This window comes from Herbaspirillum sp. C7C2 (assembly GCF_022627865.1).
GTDB classification, from domain to species: domain Bacteria; phylum Pseudomonadota; class Gammaproteobacteria; order Burkholderiales; family Burkholderiaceae_D; genus Herbaspirillum; species Herbaspirillum frisingense.
This window is the reverse complement of record NZ_JABXGI010000035.1, coordinates 1-25,382: the sequence shown is the minus strand read 5'-3', so window position 1 is coordinate 25,382 and position 25,382 is coordinate 1. Positions and strand designations below refer to the sequence as shown.

Genomic DNA, 25,382 nt, shown 5'->3' with positions numbered 1-25,382 from the left:
ATGACCGCGTAGCTGCCTTCGGAAGGCAGTGGAAAGTGGGTCAGATGGCGAGGGTCAATTCTGCGAGCAAATCAACACCGAACCGAACTAGCCAAATATTTAGAGTTATTACGCGCGATAAAGATCAGCATCGCGCAACAACTCCGTAAAGCGGAGAAAGACAGAGAAATCAAGCACAGACCAAGTCTTGAAAAGCTCCTATGGGACCTAATTCTCCCCATGAATAATGGAATTTTGCTCATATCTACGAACTGGGATACGGTAATCGAAAACGCTATTCGAAAAATTCTAATCAAAGATTTTCATCTTCAGCTAAATCCAATTCATATACACGGAAGCGTTAGCAATACTAATCGGATGTACTTACCTTCTGAAGTTACAAGAGAACGCTATCGAGATAAAGCGGATGAAATATGGATTGGTAATCAGCACGGACTTGCATGGATGTCGCTCGAGAACTGCCGTAAAGTAGTAATTTACGGTCTCTCACTTGATCCACTCGACGCAGAATTGGGTATGGTTTTAGCAGCGGGATTTAGCAACCAAGTTCTTGAGGAAATATTGATTGTCGATCCCAACCATAGCGTGATTGCTCATCGAGTCAACCTTTTATTAGAGCGAAGGCGTGATGTCAAAGTTAAAGGCATCAACTGCGTTACGATGAAAGAAGACCACGATTACACTATTTATCGCAGACATCAAGACGACTGATGCATGCATCCCAGTGATGAAGTTCAACGCTAGCATGTACCATCTCTAAATGCTCAACCTTAGCAACACAATTTGGCTCGGTGACGGTGCAGCATCATCGGCCACGCATAAGGCGCCGACGCGGTTGTCAGAATGGTAGCCACTCTCTTGGTTGACTACGTGCTCGATTGCGAGGATTTCCCTAACATCTATTGCCACCTTAACTGGAGCGCGCATGGCTAAACTTAGCCTTGAACGGTCGCTATGACGACGGCAACTCGAAGCAATACCCCACCCCGTACACCGCCTGGATCGCGTTATGACCTGGGAAGAATGGTTCCAGCTTGCGCCGCAGGTTCTTGATGTGGGTATCGATGACGCGGTCGGTGACCGGGCGGTCGTCGTCGTGCAGGTGGTTGAGCAACTGCTCGCGTGAAAATACCTGGCCCGGTGCGGCGGCGAAGGTCTTGAGCAGGCGCAGTTCCAGTGGCGTCAGGTTCAGCGGCTCGCCGCGTACGCTGGCCTGGTGCCGCAGTTCGTCGATATGCAGCAACTCCGCAGCGGTCGGGCTCGTCTGTGCCTGTGCGCGTTGCACCAGCGCATTGCGCCTGAGCATGGACTTGACCCGCGCCACCACTTCACGCGGCGAAAACGGTGCCTTGCTGATGTAGTCGTCCGCACCCAGTTCCAGACCACGCAGGCGGTCCTCTTCTTCGGCGCGGGCGGTCAGCATCAGGATGGGCACGTCGCAGAAGCTGCGCAGGCGACGGCAGATTTCCCAGCCATCCATTCCCGGCAGCATGATATCGAGCAGGATCAGGTCCGGGCGCTGCTGCTGCACCGCCTCGACGACGGCATCGCCTCGCGCCACATGGCGTGACCGGTAGCCGGCTGCGGCGAGATATTTCTGCAGCAGTTCGGCCAGCTTGGGCTCGTCCTCGACGATGAGGATGTCGGCGCTCTGCGGCGGCTGGAAGTGGAAGGCTTCGCTCATGGCTGCTCCTCGAACCGCGCCGGCAGCACCACCGTGACACGCAGGCCGCCCGTGGGCGAGGCACTGGCCGCGATGCTGCCCTGGTGCGCATCGACGATGCGGCGGCAGATCGCCAGCCCCAGTCCGGCGCCACCACTGGCGCGATTGCGCGAACTCTCGACCCGGAAGAAGCGCTCGAACAGGCGCGCCATCGCCTCCGGCGGCACGCCCGGCGCGCTGTCGTCGAAGACCAGATGCCAGTGTTGTTCCTGCAGGCTGGCCTGCAGGTGCAGGCCGCCGCCGGCATCGGTGTAGCGCAGGCTGTTTTCGAAGAGGTTGTTGAACAGTTGCTGCAGGCGCGCGCCATCGGCATGCACCGGCATGGCCGCCGGCAGTTGTGCCGTCAGGGTCAGGCCGCGCTGGCTGAAGCGCTCGCCATAGACCTGCACGCTGGTACGCAACAGCGGCAAGAGATCCATGTCCGTCTGGCGATAGGCCAGCGCACCGGCGTCCGCCAGCGACAGGTCGTAAAGGTCACCCACCAGCTTGTTGAGATGTTCCACCTCGCTCTTGAGCGAGCGCAGGGTCTGCGCGTCCGGTTGCATGACGCCGTCTTCCAGTGCTTCCAGCTGACCGTTGAGGATGCCCAGCGGCGTGCGCAGTTCATGCGAAACGTCGGCCATGAATTCGCGCCGCAGTTGCTCGTTGCGCTCCAGCGTCATGGCCAGCTGGTTGAAGTCCTGCGCCAGCCGTCCCACCTCGTCGCCGGACTCGACCTCGACCCGGGTCCCGTAGTCGCCGCCGGCCAGCCGGTGGGTGGCGCGCGCCACCCGGGTGAGCGGGCGTGTCAGCACGCCGGAGATGCGCACCACCAGAAATGCCGCCAGCATCACCGCCACCACCGCAATGATGAGCTGCGCCAGGAACTGGCTCTGCTGGAAGCGCAGGTCGATGGCACCGATCACGTTTTCGAAGGGCGTCTGTGCCACCCAGCCGACGATCGTGTCGTCCAGCAGCAGCGGTCGCAGGCGCGCATCGGGACCGATGTTGGGATAACCGATCACCAGTTGCCGATGGGCATCCAGCAAGGAAAAGCGCAGCGTGGCGCCGGTCAGGTCGGAGGGGGTCAGCGGCGGGCCAGATGGCGGCACCACGCCGTTGTGCTCGACGATGGCCGGTTTCATCAGTTCGAACCAGACCCGTGGCTGGCCACGGATGAAGTCCCAGTTGCCGTGCTCGCGATAGGCCTGTTCCAGGCGCGGCACCATGTCTTCCATGCGTTGCTGGGCCTGTTCGTTGAGATAGCCGAGGAAGTCGCGGTTGAAGATGTAGTGCCCGGCGCCATTGATGGCGGCGATCAGCGCCACGATCAGCGCCAGCATCGCGTAGAACAGTTTCAGGCGGATGTTGGCGCGGTGGAAGAAGCGGTCGGACAGCGCCGCCAGCGAGTGGGCGATGGACTTGAACACGGGGGCCGGGAATGACAGGACAAGGCGCCAGCTTAACAAGATAGTCGCATGGCGGCGAGCGCCGGGGAGCGATCTGTTTCATTCCGGGAAGAAAGTGGCTGCGCTCAAATTTCCTTCACATTTGCTTTCCATAATCACGGGTCCGATAGCTCATTGCGCCCGGATTGCCTGCCCATGGCGGCAGGTGTTCCTGGCAGAAAGCCGCCCAGATGCCCGATTTCCGCTCCCAAGCCCTGCCCCTGCTGCGCCAGAATCCGCCCCGCCTGCTGCGCACCCTGACCCTGGCCGCCCTGCTGGCCCTGACCCTGGCGGCCTGCTCCCGCTCCGGCGAGGCGCCCAAGGCAGCGGCCCAGGCCGAGGTCGGTTACGTGGTGGTCAAGGCCCAGCGACAGGCAGTGACCACCGAATTGCCCGGCCGCACCAGTGCCTACCTGGCCGCCGATATCCGCCCGCAGGTGGGCGGCATCATCCAGAAGCGGCTGTTCAAGGAGGGCGCCAAGGTCAAGGCCGGTCAGCCGCTGTACCAGATCGACCCGGCCAGCTACCAGGCGGCCTACGACAGCGCCAAAGCATCGCTGCTCAAGGCCGAGGCCACGCTGGCTTCGTCCAGGCTGAAGGCCCAGCGCTACGCCGAACTCAACAAGATCGACGCCGTTTCCAAACAGGATAACGACGACGCCCAGAGCACCCTGCGCCAGAACCAGGCCGACGTCGAGGTGCAGAAGGCGGCCGTGCAGACGGCGGCCATCAACCTGCAGTACACCAAGATCCTCTCACCCATTTCCGGGCGTATCGAGAAGTCTTCGGTCACGCCCGGCGCGCTGGTCACCGCCAGCCAGACCACGGCGCTGACCACCGTGCAGCAGATCGATCCGATCTACGTGGACGTCACCCAGTCCACGGTGGATCTGCTGCGTCTGCGCCGCGAACTGGCCAGCGGCCAGATCCGCAAGAGCGGCGAGAACGCCGCCCAGGTCAAGATCCTGCTGGAAGACGGCTCCGCCTACGACCGCACCGGCCGCCTGGAATTCACCGGCCTGTCGGTCGATACCGGTACCGGCATGATCACCCTGCGCGCAGTGGTCCCCAACCCGGACGGTGTGTTGCTGCCGGGCGCCTATGTACGGGCGGTGCTGGAGGAGGGCGTGGACGAGCATGCCCTGCTGGTGCCGCAAAAGGCGGTCAGCCGTGACCAGACCGGGGCGGCAACGGCCCTGGTGCTGGGCGCCAATGGCAAGGTGGAGCAACGTCTGGTCACCGTGGCGCGTGCAGTGGGTAACAACTGGTGGACCAGCAAGGGCTTGAAGGAGGGTGACAAGCTCATCGTCGATGGCCTGCAGAAGGTGCGCACCGGCGATACCCCGCGTGCCATCGACATCACCGACAGCCTGAAGAAGGACCTGGCCAGCGAAGCCGCCGCCGCCGCTGCCGATCCCTCGCTGGGAGGCGATGCCGACAATGCTGATGCAGACGCTGGCAATAACGCTGCCAGCCCCGCCACCACAGGCGCCACCACCACCGACAACGCCGCCGGCGCCAAGTCGAAGTAAGCGGGGCGCACATGGCACGTTTCTTCATCGACCGGCCCATCTTCGCGTGGGTCATCGCCATCATCATCATGCTGGGTGGCCTGATGGCCATCCGTTCCTTGTCGCTGGAGCAGTATCCCGACATCGCCCCGCCCAAGGTCAACATCAAGGCCACCTATACCGGTGCCTCGGCCAAGACCCTGGAGGATTCGGTGACCCAGGTCATCGAGCAGCAGATGAAGGGCCTGGACAACCTGCAATACATGTCGGCCAGCTCCAGCTCGGCCGGCAGCGCCACGGTGTCGCTCACCTTCACCGCCGGCACCAATCCGGACGTGGCGCAGATGCAGGTGCAGAACAAGCTGCAGCAGGTCACGGCGCGGCTGCCGCAGGCGGTGCAGAACAATGGTGTGACCGTCACCAAGGCGTCCACCGACATCCTGATGGTGTTGTCGTTGACCTCGGATGATCCGCGCATCACCAGCATCGATATCGGCGACTTCATCAGCAGCACCTTGACCGACCAGATCAGTCGGGTCGAGGGCGTGGGTGACGTCACCGCCTTCGGGACCAACTATGCGATGCGCATCTGGATCGATCCCGCCAAGCTGCAGAAATATGCGCTGATGCCGTCCGACGTTACCAGCGCCCTGGAGGCCCAGAACACCGAAGTCTCGGCAGGGGAGATCGGTGCGCTGCCGGCCCGGCCCGGCCAGCAGATCAATGCCACCATCACCGCGCGCAGCAAGCTGACCACGCCCGATGAATTCCGCAACATCATCGTCAAGTCATCGGCCGATGGTTCGCTGGTCAAGCTCTCCGACGTGGCGCGGGTGGAACTCGGTGGCGAGAGCTACCAGGTGGCCTCGCAGCAGAACGGCAAGCCGTCCTCGGCGCTGGCCATCCAGCTGGCCACCGGCGCCAACGCGCTGGCCACGGCCGATGCCGTCAAGCAGAAGATGGCCGAGCTGGAGCCGTACTTCCCGGCCTCCATGAAGCTCAAGACCAATGTCGCCTATGACACCACGCCGTTTGTGAGGGTGTCCCTGGAAGAGGTGGTCAAGACCCTGATCGAAGCCATCGTGCTGGTGGTGCTGATCATGTACCTGTTCCTGCAGAACCTGCGGGCTACCTTCATCCCGGCCATCACGGTGCCGGTGGTGCTGCTGGGGACCTTCGGCATCCTCGCCATGTTCGGCTATTCGATCAACACGCTGACCATGTTCGGCCTGGTGCTGGCCATCGGCCTGCTGGTGGACGATGCCATCGTGGTGGTCGAGAACGTCGAACGCCTGATGAGCGAGGAAAAACTCAGTCCCCGTGAGGCCACCCGCAAGTCCATGCAGGAGATCACCGGCGCGCTGGTGGGCATTGCCATGGTGCTGTCGGCGGTGTTCATTCCGATGGCCTTCTTCGGTGGCTCCACCGGCGTGATCTATCGCCAGTTCTCCATCACCATCGTCTCGGCCATGGCGCTGTCGGTGATGGTGGCGCTGACCCTGACCCCGGCGCTGTGCGCCACGCTGTTGAAGCCGCATGCCGCCGGCCATGTGCAGCAGGGCCGTTTCTTCGCCTGGTTCAACCGCACCTTCGATCGCAGCGCCACGCGCTACCAGGGTGGCGTGGCCGGCCTGCTGCAGCGTGGCAAGCGCGGCCTGCTGATGTATGCCCTGATCGCGGCGGCCATGGCGATCCTGTTCATGCGCCTGCCCACCTCCTTCCTGCCGGAAGAGGATCAGGGCGTGCTGATGGCGCAGATCCAGCTGCCTACCGGCGCCACGGCCGAGCAGACCGCCACCGTGGTCAAGACCGTGCAGGAATACTTCATGAACAAGCCTGAGTCGGTCGATTCGGTGCTGGCCATTGTCGGTGCCGGCGTGGGCGGCAACAGCCAGAATGGTGCACGGGCCTTCATCCGCCTCAAGCCCTGGGATGCGCGCACGGGGGCTGACCAGTCGGCCTCGGCCCTGGTGCGTCGTGCCAATGCGGACCTGTCCAAGATCCGTGGCGCGCGGGTGTTCCTGATGAACCCGCCGGCGGTGCGTGGCCTGGGTCAGAGTTCCGGCTTCGACCTCGAACTGAAGGACGTCGGTGGTGTGGGTCACGATGCCCTGTTGAAGGCACGCGACCAGTTCCTGCAGCTGGCGCGCAGCAATGCGCTGTTGGCCAACGTGCGCACCACCGGCCTGGACGATACGCCGCAGCTGCGCGTGGCCATCGATGACCGCAAGGCTGATGCGCTGTCGATTGCGACCTCCGATATCAATGCCACCCTGGCCACCGCCATGGGCGGTACCTATGTCAACGACTTCCTCAGCAATGGCCGGGTCAAGAAGGTCTATGTGCAGGGCGATGCGCCGTTCCGCATGCAGGCCGATGACCTCAACCGCTGGTATGTGCGCAACTCGGCCAGCCAGATGGTGCCGTTCTCGGCCTTCATGAGCAGCCAATGGACCTATGGACCGTCGCTGCTGGAGCGCTACAACGGCGTGTCTTCCTTCGAGATCGTCGGTGAACCGGCGGCCGGGGTGAGTTCGGGGACCGCCATGGCGGAGGTGGAAAAGCTGGTGGCGCAACTGCCGGCGGGCATCGGTTTCGAGTGGACCGGTTCGTCCTACCAGGAGCGGCTCTCGGGCAACCAGGCACCAATGCTGTATGCGATTTCCATCCTCTTCGTGTTCCTCTGCCTGGCAGCGCTCTACGAGAGCTGGTCGGTTCCCTTCGCGGTGATCCTCGCGGTGCCGCTGGGGATTGTGGGTACCGTGCTGCTCACCGGTGTCTTCGGCATGTCCAATGACGTGTATTTCCAGGTCGGCCTGCTGACCACGGTGGGCCTGTCGGCCAAGAACGCGATCCTGATCGTGGAATTCGCCAAGCAGTTGCACGAGTCCGGCAAGAGCCTGCGCGATGCCACGCTGGAGGCGGTGCAGCTGCGCCTGCGGCCGATCCTGATGACCTCGCTGGCGTTCATGTTCGGCGTCCTGCCACTGGCCCTGGCCAGCGGTGCCGGCTCGGCCAGCCGCCGTGCCATCGGTACTGGTGTGCTGGGCGGGATGCTGTCGGCCACCATGCTGGGCATCTTCTTCGTGCCCTTGTTCTATTACCTGATCGGCACCTGGCTGGACCGCCGCGCCGCGGCCAGACCGCGCCGGGATGACGATCACGCCATGCCAAAGGAGGGCCTGTGATGATGCGCCCGATGATCCACAACAAACACCTGCGCACCGTCCTGGCGCTGGCCCTGAGCGCTGCCCTGGCCGGCTGCGCCAACCTCGCGCCAGACTATGCGCAACCGGCCGCGCCGGTTCCGGCCAGCTGGTCGCAACAGGTCGATGGCAAGCCCTTGGTCACCAGTGGTTCGCGCGCTGCCGGCGAGATCGATGCCGACCAGTTGGGCTGGCGTGAGTTCTTCCTCGACCCGCGCCTGCAGCAGGTGATCGCCGCCGCGCTGGAGAACAACCGCGACTTGCGCGTGGCTGCCTTGAACATCGAGAAGGCGCGGGCCGAATATCGCATCGCCGATGCCGACCGCTATCCGGCCATCTCCGCCACCGGCACCAGCAGCGCCAGCCGCACGCCGTCCGAGTTATCCACCAGTGGCCGCGCCACGGTGACGCGCCAGCAGAGCGTTACCGTGGGCATCAGCGCCTACGAGCTGGATTTCTTCGGGCGCCTGAAGAACCTCTCCGATGCCGCGCTGGAGACCTATCAGTACCAGGTCGAGACCCGCCGCAGCACCCACATCAGCCTGGTGGCCGAGGTCGCCACGGCCTGGCTCACGCTGGCCTCCGATCGCGAGCGCCTGAAGCTGGCGCAGGACACCTATGCCAGCCAGTCACGTACCTTCGAACTGAGCCAGCGCAGTCACGAGATCGGCACCGTCTCCGGGGTCGACCTGGCCAGCCAGGAAGCCACCGTGGAAGGCGCCCGCGCCGACGTGGCCAGCTATACCAGCCAGGTGGCGCAGGATCTCAATGCCTTGCGTCTGCTGGTGGGCGCGGATGTCGATGCGACGCTGTTGCCCAGCGGCCTGCCGGAAACCGCCAGCGTGCTGCCCTCCACCCCGTCCGGCCTGCCTTCGGCAGTGCTGTTGCGTCGTCCGGACGTGCTGGCGGCCGAGCATACGCTCAAGTCCGCCAATGCCGATATCGGGGCGGCGCGTGCGGCCTTCTTCCCCAGCATTTCGCTCACTGCCGATGGCGGCACTGCCAGTCGTACGCTGGGGGGCTTGTTCAAGGCGGGCAGCGGCAGCTGGAGCTTCGTACCGTCCATCAACCTGCCCATCTTCAATGCCGGCAGCCTGCGCGCCAGCCTGGATGTGGCCAAGATCACCCGCAACATCGACGTGGCCAATTACGAGAAGGCCATCCAGACCGCCTTCCGTGAAGTGGCCGATGCGCTGGCCGTGCGCGCCACGCTGGATCAGCAACTGGATGCCCAGGGCAAGGCGACCGCCGCCAGCGACAAGGCATTCCGCCTGTCCGAGGCGCGCTACAAGAACGGCATCGACAGCTACCTCACGACGCTGGTGGCGCAGCGTACGCTCTATTCGGCGCAACAGACCCTGATTTCGCTGCGGCTGACCGAGCAGAGCAATCGCATCACTCTCTACAAGGTGCTGGGCGGTGGCTGGTACGAGCAGACCCAGCAGACCCAGCCCGCGTCGGCTTCGGCCTCGGTTGCGGACAAGGGGGCGCTCTCCTGATTGCGGGGGCCGGCTCACAAGATGAAACGCCGCGACCTGTTACCGGGTCGCGGCGTTTCTATTTCCATTTCTTCCTGGATCAGCGCAGACCGAGGCTGGCGCGCGCGGGCGTGATATCGATGGTGCGGTGTTCTCCATCCTCCTGCGCCGGCTGACCTTCCATCTGCGCTGCACTGAGCTTGAAGGCATCCACCAGGTGGTTCAGATGGTCGGCCTGCTGGCTCATCGATTGCGAGGCTGCTGCGGCTTGTTCGACCAGCGCGGCGTTCTGCTGGGTGTTTTCATCCAGACGCGCGATGGCGTGCTGCATCGCCTGGATGCCATCGGACTGCAGGCGACCTGCGGCGCTGATCTCGGCCACCACGGCGGTGACGCGCTGCACGCTGGTCACCACTTCCTGCATGGTGCCGCCGGCATGCTGCACCAGGCGACTGCCGTCGGCCACGCTGGCCACCGAACTGTCGATGAGGTGCTTGATCTCGCGGGCGGCGGCGGCCGAGCGTTGCGCCAGCGACCGGACCTCCGAGGCCACGACCGCGAAACCGCGTCCCTGTTCACCGGCACGCGCCGCTTCGACGGCGGCATTGAGCGCCAGGATATTGGTCTGGAAGGCGATGCCATCGATCACGCTGATGATGTCCACGATCTTGCGCGAGGAAGCATCGATCACGCCCATGGTCTCGACCACCTGCTGGACCACTGCGCCACCCTGGCTGGCGATCTCCGAGGCCGAGGCGGCCAGCGTCTCGGCCTGCTGCGCATTGTCGGCATTACGGCGCACCGCCTGGCTCAGTTCATCCATGGCGATCACCGTCTTTTCCAGGGTATCGGCCTGTTGTTCGGTGCGTTCCGACAGGTTCTGGTTGCCCATGGCGATTTCAGTCGAGGCGCTGGCGATGGTATGGGTCCCGCTGCGGACCTGCTGGACCAGCGAGGCCAGCTTGTCGCGCATGATGCGGATTTCATGGATCAGGCTGGAGCGGTCACCCGGTTCGGTATGGACGGGCGTGGCCAGTTCGCCGTCGGCGATGCGCCCGGCGATTTCCACCGCGTAGCGTGGTTCGCCACCCAGCTGGCCCAGCAGGCTGCGACGGATCAGCCACGCCGTGACGATCGAGACTGCGAGGATGATCGCGGCACACACCACGATCAGGCGCAGCGAGCTGTCGAACAGGGCTTCAGCGGCATCACTGGCCTGCTGGTTTTCACGTTGCACGGTCTTGAGCAGGGTGTCGATGTCGCTGACGATCTGGCGCCGCAGCGGGCTGCATTCCTTCACGAGGAACTGGCCATAGGCGTCCATCTGGCCGCTCTCGCGATAGCGGCGCGGCCGCTTCAGTTCGTCGGCCATGCTCAGCAGGCCGCTTTTGGCCTTCTCGAACTGGGCATTGCCCGCCATGACCGCGTCCAGCTGGCGCAGCGCTGCCAGGTAGATGGCCTTTTGCTCATCCAGCAGGGCCAGTTCGCGGGTGGCGTCGGCATCATCGCGGAAGATATAGGCGTTGCGGGCAGCGATGCCGGTCTGGTCCAGTGCCTCGCGGGCGATGTACAGCGGCTCCAGCTTGCTGGCGGTGACCTGGTTCTGGTAGCGCATCGCGCCGGAGATGGACTGCATGCGGACCAGCGCGATGGCGATCAGCACCAGCATCAATGCGATGACGATGCCGAAGCCGAGACGCAGCTGGGTCCCGATCTTGAGCTTGCTCAGATGATTCATGGGATTGTGACTTTTCTTGTACGTGGAGTCCGGCTGTGGGGGCAGCGGAGGAGGAGGAGCAGGATTGCCTGCCGCGATGGCCGTTGGGGAGGGCGCGTTGCAGGTTCACTTTCCCGGTGGAAAAGATTTTAGATGAGAATAATTCCCAGCTCCAAGGACTTTCGGATGCGATCGTACGTTTATCTCATTTGATGCGAGTTAACGTTGTTTTGTTGAGAGATAGAGGATATATCGTGTGATTTTCCCGTGAGAATTGCCTACACTGTCGCGCTTTTGACGCGCCTTGTTCGCCATATAAATCCATTTGACAAGGCCTCGCCCGGCGGGAATAATCCGCAAGTGATACGACAACGTACAAGATCGTTTGCCACGATGGCATCTTGTCCGCGATGTCGCCGTTGAACCCGATTCCACAACAACAACGATGAGCAACCATCAGGAGACAGCCCGCATGAGCGCAGATTCCGATCGCGATGCGTGGCAGACCGCACGCTTTTCCCGCCTGTTGCTGACCGGCGCGGCCGGTGGCGTGGGCAAGCAGTTGCGCCCGCGCCTGGCATCCTTTGCCGACAGTGTGCGACTGGCCGACCTCGCCAGCGCCATGGAGGCGGCCGGCCCGGCAGCGCCACACGAGCAGGTACTGGGGTGCGACCTGGCCGACCGTGTTGCGGTCGATGCCATGGTGGCCGGCTGCGAGGCCATCATCCACCTGGGTGGGGTGTCGGTGGAACGGCCCTTCGAGGAAATCCTGGAAGCCAACATCAAGGGCGTCTTCCACATCTATGAAGCGGCACGCCGCCATGGCGTCAAGCGGGTCATCTTCGCCAGTTCCAACCACGTCACCGGTTTCTATCGCCAGGACCAGCGCATCGATGCGCATGATTTGCGTCGTCCCGACGGTTACTACGGGCTGTCCAAGTCCTATGGCGAAGACATGGCGCAGTTCTATTTCGACCGCTATGGCGTGGAGACGGTGAGCATCCGCATCGGTTCGATCTTCCCCGAGGCGACCAATCGCCGCATGCTGGCCAGCTGGATGAGCATGGACGATTTCGAGCAGCTGCTGCGCCGCTCGCTGTTCACCCCGGACGTCGGTCATACCGTGGTCTATGGCATGTCGGCCAATGCGCACACCTGGTGGGACAACCGTTACGCAGCCCATCTGGGCTATGCGCCCAAGGACAGTTCCGAGATCTTTCGTGCCAAGGTGGAAGCCCAGCCGCAGCCGGCCCCGGATGATCCGGTGGCGACCCTGCAGGGTGGTGCCTTCACGGCCGCCGGTCCGTTCGATCCCCTGGTCGGCTGAGCGGCAGGCCAGGTTTCTCTGTCCTGTCCCGGTAGCAAGGCAGTACCCAGTCATCGCAGTAGCGTAGTACCTCCCCGGCGGCGTGAAGTCCTTCACCCGCCAGACCTGAAAGCACTTGATGTGCAGCGCGTCGCCCCAGTGCGCGCCGGCCCGTCCCGCATGTAAGCGTTTGAGCAGCAGCTTGACCTGAATCGCAGCAAGGCAGCACCCGGTACACCGGGCCGCCCGCACGCAGCAGGATCGCGCACGCGTCGCACCGATGTCCGGTTTCCTTCCACCTTGATGGACCGGCAGCCATGAACTTTTCTCTGGATTTCTCGCCCCTCGCCCCCTATTGGCCGGTATTCCTGCGCGGCGCCTGGCTGACGTTAAGGATGACCAGCGTGGCCGTCATCGCCGGAGTGAGCGTGGGCATCTTCGTCGCGTTCGCCAAGAACAGCCGCAATCGCATCCTCGCCCAGCTGTGCAGCGCCTATATCGAGGTGGTGCGCAATACGCCCTTCCTGGTACAGATATTCCTCTTGTACTTCGGCCTGGCCAGCCTGGGCGTGCGCATGCCGACCTTCGCGGCGGCCACCCTGGCGATGGTGGTCAACATCGCCGCCTATGCGGCCGAGATCATCCGCGCCGGCATCGATTCCGTGCCGCGTGGCCAGATCGAGGCGGCGCAATGCCTGGGCCTGTCGACCTGGCGCATCCGCTGGCACGTGATGCTGCAGCCGGCCATCGAGCGCGTCTATCCGGCACTGACCAGCCAGTTCCTGCTGATGATGCAGGCCTCGGCGATGGCCTCGCAGATCTCGGCGGAAGAGTTGACGGCCATCGCCAATACCGTGCAGTCCGATACCTTCCGTTCGCTGGAGACCTATATCGTGGTGGCGCTGCTGTATCTGGTGCTGGCAGTGCTGGTCAAGCTGATCGCCTATGCCGTGGGCGAGACCATCTTCAAGCGTCGTCGTACCCTGCGTCGCGCCGCGGCCCAGGGCCGGCGCAGCCCGGTGAACGATCCGCCCGGCACGGCGCCACTGGTCCACACACCCTACGTGCATGCGGCCGTACGCCTGCGCGCCCGCACCGGTGGGAGGGTCTCATGATGGGCGGCTTTACCTGGACCTACTTCTTTTATCTGGTGCAGTCCATCGGCTGGACCCTGGTGCTCTCGGCGCTGGCCTTCGTGCTGGGCGGTGTCGGCGGTTTCCTCTTGATGCTGGCGCGCATCTCGCCTCGGGCCTGGCTGCGGCGCCCCGCCTTGCTCTTCATTGAGTGCATACAGGGCATTCCCCTGCTGATCCTGCTGTTCATCGTCTACTTTGGCTTGTCGGTCTACGGCCTGGTGCTGCCGGCGCTGGTGGCGGCCAGCATCGCCATGATGATCTATGCCAGCGCCTATCTGGGTGACATCTGGCGCGGTTGCGTGGAGGCCATGCCACGGCCGCAGTGGGAGGCTTCCGAATGCCTCTCGCTGACGCGCTGGCAGACACTGCGCCTGGTCATCATCCCGCAGGCGGTTCGCTTGTCTCTGCCACCCACCATCGGCTTCCTGGTGCAGCTGATCAAGATGACCTCGCTGGCCTCGGTGATCGGTTTCGTCGAACTCACGCATGCCGGGCAGATCATCAACAACTCGATCTTCCAGCCCTTCCTGGTATTCGTGCTGGTCGGAACCTTCTATTTCCTGCTCTGCTATCCCCTATCGCGCTGGAGCGCATCCATGGAGAGAAAACTCAATGTCGGCAATCGTTAATCCGGAGACGGTGACGCACCTGCGTCCCGTGGCGCCCGCCCAGGAGGTGCAGCCCGTCATCGTCAGGCTTGATCAGATCTACAAGAGCTTCGGCGACAACCAGGTCCTGAAGGGGGTGTCCTTCGAGGTGGCGCGCGGCGAAATGATCGCCATCATCGGCGCTTCGGGCTCGGGCAAGAGCACGGCGCTGCGCTGCATCGACCGGCTCGAGACCATCGACTCCGGCAGCATCGAGGTGGCCGGCATCCGTGTCGATGATCCGCAGGTGGACCTGCATCGCCTGCGCCGCGAGGTGGGCATCGTCTTCCAGAGCTACAACCTGTTCCCCCACCTGAACGTGCTGGAGAACGTGATGCTGGCCCTGCGCCACGTCAAGCAGCAGGACAAGGCCGAGGCGCGGCGCGTGGCGCTGGCGGCGCTGGCCCAGGTCGGGCTGGACGAAAAGGCCGCAGCCTATCCCGAACAACTCTCTGGTGGTCAGCAACAGCGCGTGGCCATTGCGCGTTCGCTGGCGATGTCGCCCAAGGTGATGCTGTTCGACGAGGTCACCTCGGCGCTGGACCCGCAACTGACCGGTGAAGTGCTGCGCGTGATGGAAGACCTGGCCGCCAACGGCATGACCATGCTGCTGGTGACGCACGAGATGAACTTCGCCAAGCGCGTGGCCGACCGCATCATCTACATGCATCAGGGCCGGGTCTGGGAAGTCGGCCCCGGCGAGATGCTGGACCATCCCCATACCCCCGAACTGAAGGCTTTCCTGGCTGCCGACCTGTAGCCCAACGACGTCCCTTGCTGCTTCACCCATATCTATAACGGAGACTCAACATGCCCCTGCCATCCTTCTACCGCTGGACCCATACCACCATGGCCCTTGTCCTGCTCGGCCTGGCCACCCAGAGCGCACTGGCCGACCAGCTGGACGATATCCGCAAGGCCGGCAAGATCCGCATTGCCACCACCATCAGCACACCCTTGTTCGGTTTCACCGACGACAAGCTGCAACTGGCCGGTTCCGATGTCGACGCCGCGCGGCTGCTGGCACAGGACCTCGGTGTGCAGCTGGAGCTGGCCGGCGTCACCAATGCCGCCCGCGTGCCGACCCTGCAGGCCAATCGCGCCGACATCGTGGTGGGCTCGCTGTCGATCACGCCGGAGCGGCAGAAGGTCATTGATTTCTCGGTACCCTATGCGGTCATCAGTCTCATCATCGGTGGTCCGCGGAGTATGGCCGTCAAGGATTACGCCGGCCTTGCCGGCAAGCGCGTCGGCGTCACCCGCGCCACCCCCAATGACACCCTGACCACGCAGAACGCCAAAGGCGCCGAGGTGGTGCGCTATGAAGACGACGCCACCCTGATCACCTCGATGGTGACCGGTCAGATCGACCTGTTCTCCAGCACGCCGTCCAACCTGCAGGAGATGCAGAAGAAGGCAGCGGACAAGAATCTGGAAATGAAATTCGAGCAGAAGGCCTTCGACCTGGGCATCGCCATGAACAAGAACCAGCCGCGCCTGAAGGAATGGATCGACAATTGGGTGCGGACCAACCAGAAGAACGGCAAGCTCAATGCCATCTACAAGAAATACCACGGCCGCGACCTGCCACAGGCGACCCAGAATCCGCAGTAGGCGAGGGCGGACATAGGACGCGTCAGGTTTGCCTGAACAAAAGGACCGGGACAATTCCGGTCCTTTTGTTTTTCTTGGCTCGCTTTTGGCGATGCCTGGCGTCGATCAGCCGCCCTCGAAGATGCGCAGCCGCGCCAGGCCGATATGTCGGCGCATGGCCGCTTCGGCCCGTTCGCGCGAACCCTCGGCGATGGCCTGGACAATGGCCTGGTGCTCATCGTCGATGGTCTGGATGCGCACACTGTCCTGGGGCGAGCCCAGATTCCGGGCCAGCTCCATGCACTGGCGTATCGGTCCCAGCGCATGCTCGATGGTGGAGATGAAGAAGGGGTTGCGGCTGGCGCGGGCGATGGCCATGTGCAGCGCCAGGTCTTCCTCGACCCCGGTCTGGCCCTTCAGTTGCGCACTGCGCAGAGCTTGCAAGCAGGCGTGCATCAGGCCCACGTCGTCTTCCTGACGCGCCAGGGCGGCGATGCCGGCCGCGCCCACTTCCACGCATTCCCGAAAGGCGTAGTAGCGCTCCATGTCGTGGATGCTGGCGATCTGCGCCGGTACGCTGTTTTGCAGGGACGGCAGGCGCTGCACATAGTTGCCGGAGCCGCGGCGCGATACCACGATGCCCTCCGAGCGCAGCCGCGACAGCGCCTCGCGCACCGTGGTGCGGGAGGCCTGGTAGCGCTGCGCCAGTTCCACCTCGGTCGGCAGGCGGCGGTTCTCGCCCAGTTCGCCGCGCAGGATGGCGGCGATGATCTGCTTGCAGATATGTTCTGAGCGGCTGAGCTGGCCGGGTGCTGGCGTTGGAGCGGGGAGCGGCGGTGTGCGGGATTCTGACATGTACGATGACTGCTGCCGTTGAGTTCTTCTCCGGACACTATGAAGGACTCGCCCTGGCTGTGCAAGCCAGCGCGGCCAAAAGCTGTTGCAATTCGTGCAACCGAGCCGAAAACCGCTTTAAAAGCGCTTCCAGGCTGGGAAGTGGCGCGAATTCGGTTGACTTCATGGACGTCGATCATTAAAGTTGTCCACCTGCATTCAAAATTAGTCGGACTAATTGCACTTTAACTTATACGACATCGTATAATTGCAGCCATAAAAAAGACAACAGCAGTCAGTGTGGAGACCGGTATGAAACCAAGACCTGCCTAGCCTTCTCAAGCCTCCGCCCGTCCTCAGGACGGCCGGGACTGTATCCCTGCGCGTCATCCACCGTCGTCCGGCCTGTCCGGCGCCGCGCGCAGCAGGGACGGCCCGCTGCAGTACTGCCCATTTGAATAAAAATCCTTTTGGAGACGCCATGAAGTACGTAAGAGGAATCCGCTGGTACATGGTCACCCTGGTGACCCTGGCCCTGATCGTCAATTACCTGGCCCGCAATACGCTGTCGGTGGCCGCACCGACCATGATGAAAGAGCTGGACATGAGCACCCAGCAGTATTCCTACATCGTGGTGTCGTGGCAGATCTGCTATGCCCTCATGCAGCCGGTGGCGGGCTACATCCTTGATGCGGTGGGGACCAAGATCGGTTTCGGCATCTTCGCGCTGGCCTGGTCGCTGGTGTGCGCCGCCGCTGCCATGGCCACCGGCTGGCAGAGCCTGGCCTTTTTCCGGGCGCTGCTGGGCGTGACCGAGGCGGCTGGCATCCCGGGCGGGGTGAAGGCTTCCACCGAGTGGTTCCCCGCCAAGGAGCGCTCGGTGGCCATCGGCTGGTTCAACATCGGTTCCTCCATCGGCGCCCTGTGCGCGCCGCCCCTGGTGGTGTGGACCATCCTGCACGGCGGCTGGCGCATGTCCTTCGTGGTGGTGGGCGTGCTGGGGGTGATCTGGTTCGTGTTGTGGATGCTGTTCTACAAGAACCCGCGGGATCAGAAGCTGCTGTCGCCGGAAGAACGTGCCTACATCCTGGACGGCCAGGAAAAATCGCCCGAGAAGGTGCAGCGCGAGAGCTGGACGCTCATCGTGCGCAGCCGCAACTTCTGGTCGATCGCCGTTCCGCGCTTCCTCTCGGAGCCGGCCTGGCAGACCTTCAATGCCTGGATTCCGCTGTACATGGCGACCGAGCGCCACATGAACATCAAGGAAATCGCCATGTTCGCCTGGTTGCCCTTCCTGGCCGCCGACATCGGTTGCGTGCTGGGTGGCTACCTGAGCCCGTTCTTCCACAAGCATCTCAATGTGTCACTGTTCACCTCGCGCAAGCTGGTCATGCTGGTGGGCAGCCTGGCCATGATCGGGCCGGCCTGCGTGGGCTTCGTGGATAGTCCCTATGTGGCTATCGCGCTGCTGTCCATTGGTGGTTTCGCCCACCAGACGCTGTCGGGCGCGCTGTATTCGATCACTTCCGACGTCTTCACCCGCAACCAGGTGGCGACCGCCACTGGCTTGACCGGCATGAGTGGCTACCTGGGGGCGACCTTGTTCACCCTGCTGTTCGGCATCCTGGTCACGCAGATCGGCTATGGCCCGCTGTTTGTGCTGCTGGCGGTGTTCGATCTGGTCGCCGTGGCGGTGGTGTTTGCGTTGGCTCGACCGCGCGCGCAGGCGCTGGCCTGACGGTATCGCAGGCGAGAGTGGGACAGGGGCGGCGTCGAGAGGCGCCGCCCCTTTTTCATGGGTCATGAGACCCGCAAGCCCGGATCAACTTGCCAATGGCGGACGCTGCAACGCTACCCATTCCTGCACGGCCGGCCGTTGCCACTGGACCTGCGCGTAACGGAGCAGGGCCTCTGGCACCGGGTCACCGTGCAGGGCCAGCCGGTTGAGCATCAGCGCCAGGTCGGTATCGGCAATGCTCCATCCATCGAACAGACTGGACGCACCCGGCGCCAACAGGCTCTCGGCAAAGCGGAACAGGCGCGCCGCCGCCGCCTGGCCCGCCGCCGTCAGCGGCGCCTTCTTGGCGCCATAGAACAGCACCTGCGTATTGCGCTCTTCACGAATCGGCATCAGGTCGCTACGCAGCCAGGCCTGCACCTGTCGCGCCCGTGCGCGCTGCGCGGGGTCTTGCGGATAGAGCCGCGGGCCGGCGAAGACCTCATCCAGGTATTCGGTGATGGCCGAGGACTCCGATAGCGCCAGCGTGCCGTGCAGCAGCGTCGGCACGCGCGCCGTCAGCGACAGCTCGGCATAGGCCGGTGCCAAGTTGGCGGCGGCGTCGAGATCCACGGTCTGCAACGTGAAGGGCAACTGCTTCTCGCGCAGGGCCACGAAGACCGACATGGCGTAGGGACTGGCGTATTGCGCGTCGGCGTACAGCTGCAGCGCCTTGTCGGCGGTGGCGGGGAAGGCGCCGCCTATCTGGAGTCCGGTAAAACTGTTTTGCATGAGTACCTCTGGAAGAACGGTTGATGAAAGCCGTTCCGCCGGCGCTGCCGGGCGAGGTCTGAAAGGGAAAACACTGCTGCGATCCAGTCCCGCCAGGCGATCCGCCGGACGGGACGTGACATCCCCGTCAGCGGAGATGCCGTTTTTTGGTATTCAGCCCGCACGCGCGCAGGCCTGCCGCCGGGAGGGCAGTGGACTTGCGGGTGATGGATCGCTTCAGATTCATGGTGCGGGAAGTGATGGGCTGAGTGACGATAGTAAACGAGATCTCCTCAGGATTTCAAACCATCTGTCTGAAATCCGCACAAGTCGCACCACACTCCCTCCTTCGCTCCACCTCTCCGGCTGCATACATCAGTCGTATCCGACCTTGTTGCGCAGTTTTCTCGAACAATTTTTGCCCTTATCACCTTGGTTTGCGTAACCAGGATGGTTACCATGCACATGGAAAAGCACACGCCTCACCGCAAGCTGTATCAAATCCATTCACTGCTCGCCCAGGGGCGAATCCGCAAAACTGCGACGGCCCTCCTGGGCGCCGCAGCATTGGGCATGGACGAATCGGAGATGACCGCAGTGGTGGCAGCGCTCAAGAGCAGTGATTTCTACAAGAGCATGACCAGCCACCTGGATCACCGGATCTGGCATGACGTGTACTGCCCGCTGACCCGTCATGGCGTGCTGTACATCAAGCTGACCGTGCTGGATGACGTATTGATCGTATCGTTCAAGGAGAGATGAGATGAACTGTCCCAGTTGCGGCGGTGCCGAGATGGTCCGCGCCACCCGAGACCTGCCCTATACCTATAAGGGCGAGACGACCCTCATCGGGGGCGTGACAGGTGACTATTGCCCGCTCTGCGGTGAATGCCTGCCCCTGCCTGCGGAGGAAGAAAGAGTCTCTTCCGAGGCACTGGCCTTCAACAAGGAGGTCAATGCCGGCCTCATCGATCCTGCCGAGATCCTCGAGGCACGCGAGCTCCTGCAGTTGGGCCAGCGCGAAGCCAGCCTGCTGTTCGGCGGCGGCATCAATGCCTTCAACCGTTACGAGGCCGGGAAGATCAAGCCACCACGCGCATTGGTATTGTTGCTGCGCCTGCTGCGCAAGCATCCGGATTTGCTGGCCGAGGTAAGGGCCGGGACGAACGATGCAGCGCGCCCGCCCCATATACTGGAAATCCGGGAACCACGGGCCGCCCGGCTGACCCAGGGTCGACGCAAGTAGCGTCCCGGAAGCTGCCGCTAGCGAATCTCCGCGCTATACCTGAACTTGCTCGCCGCACCCCTGGACTGCCGCCACTCCAGCGGTGTTCCGTCCGAACCGAAGGCGATGCGTTCGATCACCACTACCGGCGTCTTTTCCTTCAAGCCCAGCAGGCGCGCCTGCGCCGCCGTCACCGTTTCCACTGTCAGGGTCTCGCGGGCCGAGGCCACGATCAGGCCGCATTCACGTTCATACAGCGGATAGAGCAGGTCGCCAAAATCTTCCGGCGCCTTGTCGGTCAGGGCCTTGAACCGCTGGGCGCAGAGATAGATGTTCTCGGCCAGCACCGGTTGATCGTCCACCGTGCGCAGGCGCAGCAGTTCTATCACCCGGGCATGGGGCTTGAGGTGCAGGGCCTCGGCCACCTGACGTGGCGCCTCGATGATCTTGCGGCCGACGATGACGCTCCTGGGCGCCAGCGGTTGCCCCTCGGCGGATTCGAAACGGAAGAACCGGAACAGGGAATTGTCGAAGCGCGCCTTGCGCACGAAGGTCCCCCGGCCATGCGTACGCTCCACCAGCCCTTCGGCGATGAGTGTTTCGATGGCGCGGCGCACCGTTCCCACTGCCATCTGATGGGTCTGGCTGAGTTCCGCTTCCGACGGAATGGCTTGACCCGGTTGCCACTTCTGGGCGCGGATCTGCGCGGCCAACAGGTCGCGCAACTGGAGATAAAGCGGCAGGCGCCCATCGACGGACTGGTCAGGCATGGTGGAACTGGCCTTGCATGGATGAAAGGGGCTCAGTCTACCCGTGGCGCGGCTTGCCCACAACGGCGGGGTGAACAGTGCAGCCCAGCCCTGGCAGGTACAGTGCCGCCGGCATTGTCTTGTGGCCGCATCACGCAGATCATGCCTGCATCCCATGACAGCTACCCGATGCGGCCTGCCAGGAGAGATTGCACCACGAGCGGATGAGGATTGTTGAGGCCATTTGCCTGTGTTATCTTACGCCAACTCATATATATGTCTATATGAGTAATCAACGAGATAATTCAATCAGCTTCGCGCTTCCGTTCATCCCTCCCCAGCCATTGCCGGGAGGGGATCGCACCGGTTGCGCGCCTTCAGCTTAGAGGACGAGACAATGTTTTCATGGTATCGGCAGGTGACTGCCAAGGAACGCAAGACCTTCTGGGCCTGCTTCAGCGGATGGGCGCTGGATGCGCTGGACGTGCAGATGTTCAGCCTGGCCATTCCGGCGCTGATCGCGGCCTTTTCCCTCAGCAAGGCCGATGCCGGCCTGATCAGCGGCGCCACGCTGGTGGCCTCGGCCATCGGCGGCTGGTTTGCCGGCGCCCTGTCGGACCGTTACGGCCGCGTCAAGACACTGCAGATCACCATCATCTGGTTTTCGCTGTTCACCTTCCTGAGCGCCTTTGCCCAGAGCTATCCGCAACTGCTGGTGTTGAAGGCCTTGCAAGGTTTTGGCTTCGGCGGCGAATGGGCGGCCGGTGCCGTGCTGATGGCCGAGACCATCCGCGCCGAACATCGAGGCAAGGCCATGGGCACGGTGCAAAGCGCCTGGGCCGTCGGCTGGGGCGGTGCGGTGTTGCTGTTCTCGGTGCTGTTCTCGCTGCTGCCGCAGGAAATGGCCTGGCGCGTGATGTTCGTCATCGGTCTGTTGCCGGCACTGCTGGTGGTGTACGTGCGCCGTTCGGTGCCGGAAACCGATGCCTTCCTGGCCGGCCGCAAGGCCGCTGCCGGCAAGCCTGCAGCCAGCACCCTGCTGGGCATCTTCCGCCCCGACGTGCTGCGCCTGACCATTATCGGCAGCCTGCTGGGGGTGGGCGCCCATGGTGGTTACTACGCGCTGATGACCTGGCTGCCGACCTACCTCAAGACCGAGAAGCACCTGTCGGTGCTCTCCACCGGGGGCTATCTGGCGGTCATCATCGTCGCCTTCTGGTGTGGTTGCATCGCCAGTTCGCAATTGCTCGACCGCATCGGTCGCCGTCGTACCGTGGCTTCGTTTGCCATCTGCTGCGTGCTGACCGTGCTGTGCTACATCTTCCTGCCGCTGACCGACACGCAGATGCTGGTCTGCGGTTTCCCGTTGGGCTTCTTTGCAGCCGGTATTCCGGCCAGCCTGGGTGCGCTGTTCAACGAACTGTATCCGAGCGGCATCCGCGGCACCGGGGTCGGTTTCTGCTACAACTTCGGTCGCGTGGCCTCGGCCGGCTTCCCAGTGCTGGTGGGTCACATGAGTGACTCGATGCCGCTGGGCCAGGCCATCGGCATCGATGCCGCCATCGCCTATTCGCTGGTGGTGGTGGCCGTGCTGATGCTCCCTGAAACCAAGGGCCGCAGCATGGAAACGGCAGCATGAGCAAAGCGGCCAGCACCACCGGCCTGCGCATCGACACCCACGCGCACGTGTTTGCGCGTGGCCTGCCGATGGCTGATGGCCGTCGCTACACCCCGGCCTACGACATCACCGTGGACGAATACCTGGCCCGGCTGGATGCCCTGGGCATGAGTCACGGCGTGCTGGTGCAGCCGAGTTTCCTGGGCAGCGACAACAGCTACATGCTGCAGGCCATCGCCCGCGCACCGGATCGTCTGCGCGGCATCGCCATGGTCGAGCCCGATATCGGCGAGCAAGCCCTGCTGGCCTTGCAGCAAGGGGGCGTGGTCGGCGTGCGTTTCAACCTGGTGGGAGGCGCACCGCTGCCGGATTTCAAGGGCGCCTGGCGCGACACCCTGCGGCATATCGCGCAACTGGGCTGGCAGGTCGAGATCCATCGCGAGGCGGTGGACCTGCCGCAGGTGCTGGAGCCCTTGCTGGAACTGGGCATGAAGGTCGTGGTGGATCATTTTGGCCGGGTCGATCCGGCCCTGGGCGTGGACGATCCAGGTTTCCGGTACCTGCTCTCCACCGGTGCTTCGCGCCTGGTGTGGGTGAAGCTGTCGGCGCAATACCGCAATGGCGGCAGTGAGGGTGGTGCGCATTTTGCGCGTCAGGCCTGGCCGCTGTTGCGCCAGCATCTGGGGCCGGAGCGCCTGCTCTGGGGCAGCGACTGGCCGCATACCCAGCACGAGAGCATGACCGACTATGCCGACAGCTGGCGGCGATTCGAGGATCTGGTGAGCGATGAGCAGGACCGTCGTCTCATCACCGGCAAGACAGCGGCGCAGTTGTTCGACTTCGCCTGAGTCTGCCGACATGGAGGGCCGGCCGCTCGGGCGGCCCCTCCAGGACCCAGTCCGTGACACGGGCTGGGTCCTTTTGTTTTGCGCAAGAGGAAATATCGAAAAGCCAATCTTCTCAGGCCTTCGGATTTTCTCCGTGACCGATTGGTGGGGTTGGACAGGAAAGGGATATCTCAATGAAATGGTTCATGGACAGGAAGATCGCAACCAAGCTGTTGCTCTCCTTCGTCACGGTGCTGGGGCTGATGACGGCGCTTGGCATCTTCTCGCTGTATCAGATGGACAAGGTCAATGACACGGCCACCGAAATCGCCCACAAGTGGGAACCCAGCATACGCATCAGCCTGATGCTGGAACGCACGCTGGTGCGGGTGCGCTCCACCGAGTTCCAGCACATCCTGGGCAACCAGGAAACCATGGCGACGCTGGAAAAGGCACTGGCCGACCGCTACAAGGAATTCAGCAGCCTGGAAGAGCAATACCGCAAGCTCGACCTCACCCCGGAGCAGGCCAGCACATTCGACCAGCTCAGCAAGACCCTGGCCACCTATCTCGTCGAGCACAAGAAGATCATCGCGCTGTCCCACGACAATCACAAGGAAGAGGCGCTGGCTCTGACCAAGGGTGACTCGCTGAAGGCCTATCGCGCCATCGAAAAGCAGTTCTCGACCCTGCGCCTGGCCAACATCGAGCAAAAGGAAGCCGCCAACACCGAGGCTGACCGCGTCTACAACACCTCGCAGAACTGGATCATCGGCGTGCTGGCCGCCGGCATCCTGATCGGCCTGATACTGGCCGTGACCATCGCCCGGGTGGTGGCGGGACCCCTGGTCGAGGCCCTGCAACTGGCACGTCGCGTGGCCGACAATGACCTGACCGGTCAGGTCAAGGTGCACGGCCGTGACGAGACCGGCCAGCTGATGCTGGCGCTGAACCACATGACCGAGAGCCTGGGCACGATGGTGGGCGAGGTGCATCGCAGTATCGCCATCATCAATACCGCTTCCGGCGAAATCGCCAGCGGCAATGCCGACCTCTCATCGCGCACCGAATCGCAGGCTTCCAGTCTGGAAGAGACCGCCTCGGCCATGGAAGAACTGACCTCCACCGTGCGCCAGAACGCCGACCACGCGCATCAGGCCAACGAGCTGGTGGCAACTTCCTCACGTCTGGCCAGCGAGGGTGGCGAGGTAGTCGACCGCGTCGTGCAGACCATGGGCGAGATCCGCCTGGGTTCCTCGCGCATCGCCGACATCATCGGCGTGATCGACGGCATCGCCTTCCAGACCAATATCCTGGCGCTCAATGCGGCCGTGGAAGCGGCCCGTGCCGGTGAACAGGGACGCGGTTTCGCGGTGGTGGCCACCGAGGTGCGCAGCCTGGCGCAGCGCTCGGCCGCGGCAGCGCGCGAGATCAAGGAACTGATCGAAGGATCGGTGCAGCAGGTAGCCACCGGCGCGGACCTGGTCGACCAGGCCGGCAAGACCATGCACGAGATCGTCGATTCGGTGGCCCGCGTGGCGACCCTGATGAACGAGATCGCGGTGGCCAGCCGGGAACAGAGTCGCGGCATCGACGAGATCAACCATGCCGTCACGCAGATGGATGAAGGCACCCAACAGAATGCCGCGCTGGTGGAGGAGGCGGCTGCCGCAGCCCACTCCCTGCGCGACCAGACCGACCAGCTGGCCGGCCTGGTGGGACGTTTCCGCCTGCGCAACGGCGAGCGCGTGCTGCTGCCGGCATAAGCCGCGCGGCCGTCACGCTGCCATCCCGTCACGGCCTGCCGGACGGGATTTTTTTGGTTCATCGCAGATTTCCGGGGAACGCGGCTTTGATTTTGAGGAAGAAGTACTCCTCATCTCGATAGCCGTATGCC

21 protein-coding genes are annotated in these 25,382 nt (G+C 63.3%); 15 read left to right on the top strand and 6 right to left on the bottom strand.

All coding sequences use genetic code 11. From position 1 onward, the window contains the following. Positions 1-219 precede the first annotated feature (219 nt). On the top strand, positions 220-711 hold the full coding sequence (locus tag HWE04_RS23750) for an SIR2 family protein (protein ID WP_241813872.1): 492 nt from the start codon (positions 220-222) through the stop codon (positions 709-711). A gap of 241 nt (positions 712-952) precedes the next feature. Here HWE04_RS23750 and HWE04_RS23745 read toward each other — a convergent pair whose 3' ends face one another. Then, positions 953-1,684, bottom strand: coding sequence for a response regulator (locus tag HWE04_RS23745; RefSeq protein WP_241813871.1), 732 nt, complete (start codon positions 1,682-1,684; stop codon positions 953-955). Beyond that, positions 1,681-3,132: an ATP-binding protein gene (locus tag HWE04_RS23740; RefSeq protein WP_241813870.1), complete on the bottom strand. Its 1,452-nt coding sequence runs from the start codon at positions 3,130-3,132 to the stop codon at positions 1,681-1,683. The genes HWE04_RS23745 and HWE04_RS23740 overlap by 4 nt, the downstream gene beginning before the upstream one ends. 209 nt (positions 3,133-3,341) lie before the next feature. On the opposite strand from HWE04_RS23740, the gene HWE04_RS23735 reads away from it, so the two are divergent. Genes HWE04_RS23735 through HWE04_RS23725 form a run of 3 tightly spaced genes read left to right on the top strand, consistent with a single transcriptional unit; the run spans position 3,342 to position 9,366 of the window. After that, on the top strand, positions 3,342-4,682 hold the full coding sequence (locus HWE04_RS23735) for an efflux RND transporter periplasmic adaptor subunit (protein ID WP_241813869.1): 1,341 nt from the start codon (positions 3,342-3,344) through the stop codon (positions 4,680-4,682). A gap of 11 nt (positions 4,683-4,693) precedes the next feature. Continuing rightward, entirely contained in the window at positions 4,694-7,849 is a 3,156-nt protein-coding gene (locus HWE04_RS23730; RefSeq protein WP_241813868.1) for an efflux RND transporter permease subunit, read from the top strand. Positions 7,850-7,860: 11 nt separating this feature from the next. Continuing rightward, positions 7,861-9,366 carry an efflux transporter outer membrane subunit gene (locus HWE04_RS23725; protein WP_446719250.1) on the top strand — a complete coding sequence of 502 codons (1,506 nt, stop codon included), beginning with the start codon at positions 7,861-7,863 and terminating at the stop codon, positions 9,364-9,366. A gap of 79 nt (positions 9,367-9,445) precedes the next feature. Here HWE04_RS23725 and HWE04_RS23720 read toward each other — a convergent pair whose 3' ends face one another. After that, the gene (locus tag HWE04_RS23720) at positions 9,446-11,083 is read right to left on the bottom strand and encodes a methyl-accepting chemotaxis protein (protein ID WP_241813867.1); all 1,638 of its coding nucleotides are present in this window, start codon (positions 11,081-11,083) and stop codon (positions 9,446-9,448) included. A 451-nt stretch (positions 11,084-11,534) separates the two neighbouring features. Between HWE04_RS23720 and HWE04_RS23715 the strand changes: the two genes are divergently transcribed. The 5 genes from HWE04_RS23715 (at position 11,535) to HWE04_RS23695 (ending at position 15,765) form a co-directional block, all read left to right on the top strand. After that, positions 11,535-12,389, top strand: coding sequence for an NAD-dependent epimerase/dehydratase family protein (locus tag HWE04_RS23715; RefSeq protein ID WP_182993311.1), 855 nt, complete (start codon positions 11,535-11,537; stop codon positions 12,387-12,389). A 296-nt stretch (positions 12,390-12,685) separates the two neighbouring features. Beyond that, a complete protein-coding gene (locus tag HWE04_RS23710; protein ID WP_077234869.1) occupies positions 12,686-13,483 on the top strand; it encodes an amino acid ABC transporter permease in 798 nt (265 codons plus the stop codon). Next, positions 13,480-14,133 carry an amino acid ABC transporter permease gene (locus tag HWE04_RS23705; protein WP_006461182.1) on the top strand — a complete coding sequence of 218 codons (654 nt, stop codon included), beginning with the start codon at positions 13,480-13,482 and terminating at the stop codon, positions 14,131-14,133. Before HWE04_RS23710 ends, HWE04_RS23705 begins: the two co-directional genes overlap by 4 nt. Beyond that, positions 14,117-14,911, top strand: coding sequence for an amino acid ABC transporter ATP-binding protein (locus HWE04_RS23700; protein ID WP_241813866.1), 795 nt, complete (start codon positions 14,117-14,119; stop codon positions 14,909-14,911). The genes HWE04_RS23705 and HWE04_RS23700 overlap by 17 nt, the downstream gene beginning before the upstream one ends. An 89-nt stretch (positions 14,912-15,000) precedes the next feature. Then, positions 15,001-15,765 (top strand): transporter substrate-binding domain-containing protein, encoded by a 765-nt coding sequence (locus HWE04_RS23695; RefSeq protein ID WP_413445088.1) that lies wholly within the window; start codon positions 15,001-15,003, stop codon positions 15,763-15,765. A 105-nt stretch (positions 15,766-15,870) separates the two neighbouring features. Here HWE04_RS23695 and HWE04_RS23690 read toward each other — a convergent pair whose 3' ends face one another. Next, positions 15,871-16,599 (bottom strand): FadR/GntR family transcriptional regulator, encoded by a 729-nt coding sequence (locus HWE04_RS23690; RefSeq protein ID WP_241813865.1) that lies wholly within the window; start codon positions 16,597-16,599, stop codon positions 15,871-15,873. A 460-nt stretch (positions 16,600-17,059) separates the two neighbouring features. Between HWE04_RS23690 and HWE04_RS23685 the strand changes: the two genes are divergently transcribed. Further along, positions 17,060-18,316, top strand: coding sequence for an MFS transporter (locus HWE04_RS23685; RefSeq protein WP_039873717.1), 1,257 nt, complete (start codon positions 17,060-17,062; stop codon positions 18,314-18,316). Between the two features lie 84 nt (positions 18,317-18,400). Here HWE04_RS23685 and yfcF read toward each other — a convergent pair whose 3' ends face one another. Continuing rightward, positions 18,401-19,087 (bottom strand): glutathione transferase, encoded by a 687-nt coding sequence (yfcF, locus tag HWE04_RS23680; protein WP_241813864.1) that lies wholly within the window; start codon positions 19,085-19,087, stop codon positions 18,401-18,403. Between the two features lie 444 nt (positions 19,088-19,531). Here yfcF and HWE04_RS23675 point away from each other — a divergent pair, with 444 nt between their 5' ends. Both HWE04_RS23675 and HWE04_RS23670 read left to right on the top strand, forming a co-directional pair. After that, positions 19,532-19,828 (top strand): type II toxin-antitoxin system MqsR family toxin, encoded by a 297-nt coding sequence (locus tag HWE04_RS23675; protein WP_039873860.1) that lies wholly within the window; start codon positions 19,532-19,534, stop codon positions 19,826-19,828. 1 nt (position 19,829) lies between these two features. Further along, positions 19,830-20,312, top strand: a complete 483-nt coding sequence (locus tag HWE04_RS23670; RefSeq protein ID WP_342222450.1) for a type II TA system antitoxin MqsA family protein — start codon at positions 19,830-19,832, stop codon at positions 20,310-20,312. Positions 20,313-20,329: 17 nt separating this feature from the next. Here HWE04_RS23670 and HWE04_RS23665 read toward each other — a convergent pair whose 3' ends face one another. Continuing rightward, positions 20,330-21,061 (bottom strand): GntR family transcriptional regulator, encoded by a 732-nt coding sequence (locus HWE04_RS23665; RefSeq protein ID WP_241813863.1) that lies wholly within the window; start codon positions 21,059-21,061, stop codon positions 20,330-20,332. 376 nt (positions 21,062-21,437) lie between these two features. Here HWE04_RS23665 and HWE04_RS23660 point away from each other — a divergent pair, with 376 nt between their 5' ends. The 3 genes from HWE04_RS23660 (at position 21,438) to HWE04_RS23650 (ending at position 25,251) form a co-directional block, all read left to right on the top strand. Then, complete coding sequence (locus HWE04_RS23660) at positions 21,438-22,679, top strand: MFS transporter (protein ID WP_006461191.1); 1,242 nt, start codon at positions 21,438-21,440, stop codon at positions 22,677-22,679. Continuing rightward, complete coding sequence (locus HWE04_RS23655) at positions 22,676-23,506, top strand: amidohydrolase family protein (RefSeq protein ID WP_006461192.1); 831 nt, start codon at positions 22,676-22,678, stop codon at positions 23,504-23,506. The genes HWE04_RS23660 and HWE04_RS23655 overlap by 4 nt, the downstream gene beginning before the upstream one ends. A 173-nt stretch (positions 23,507-23,679) precedes the next feature. Beyond that, a complete protein-coding gene (locus tag HWE04_RS23650; RefSeq protein ID WP_241813862.1) occupies positions 23,680-25,251 on the top strand; it encodes a methyl-accepting chemotaxis protein in 1,572 nt (523 codons plus the stop codon). Positions 25,252-25,382 lie beyond the last annotated feature (131 nt).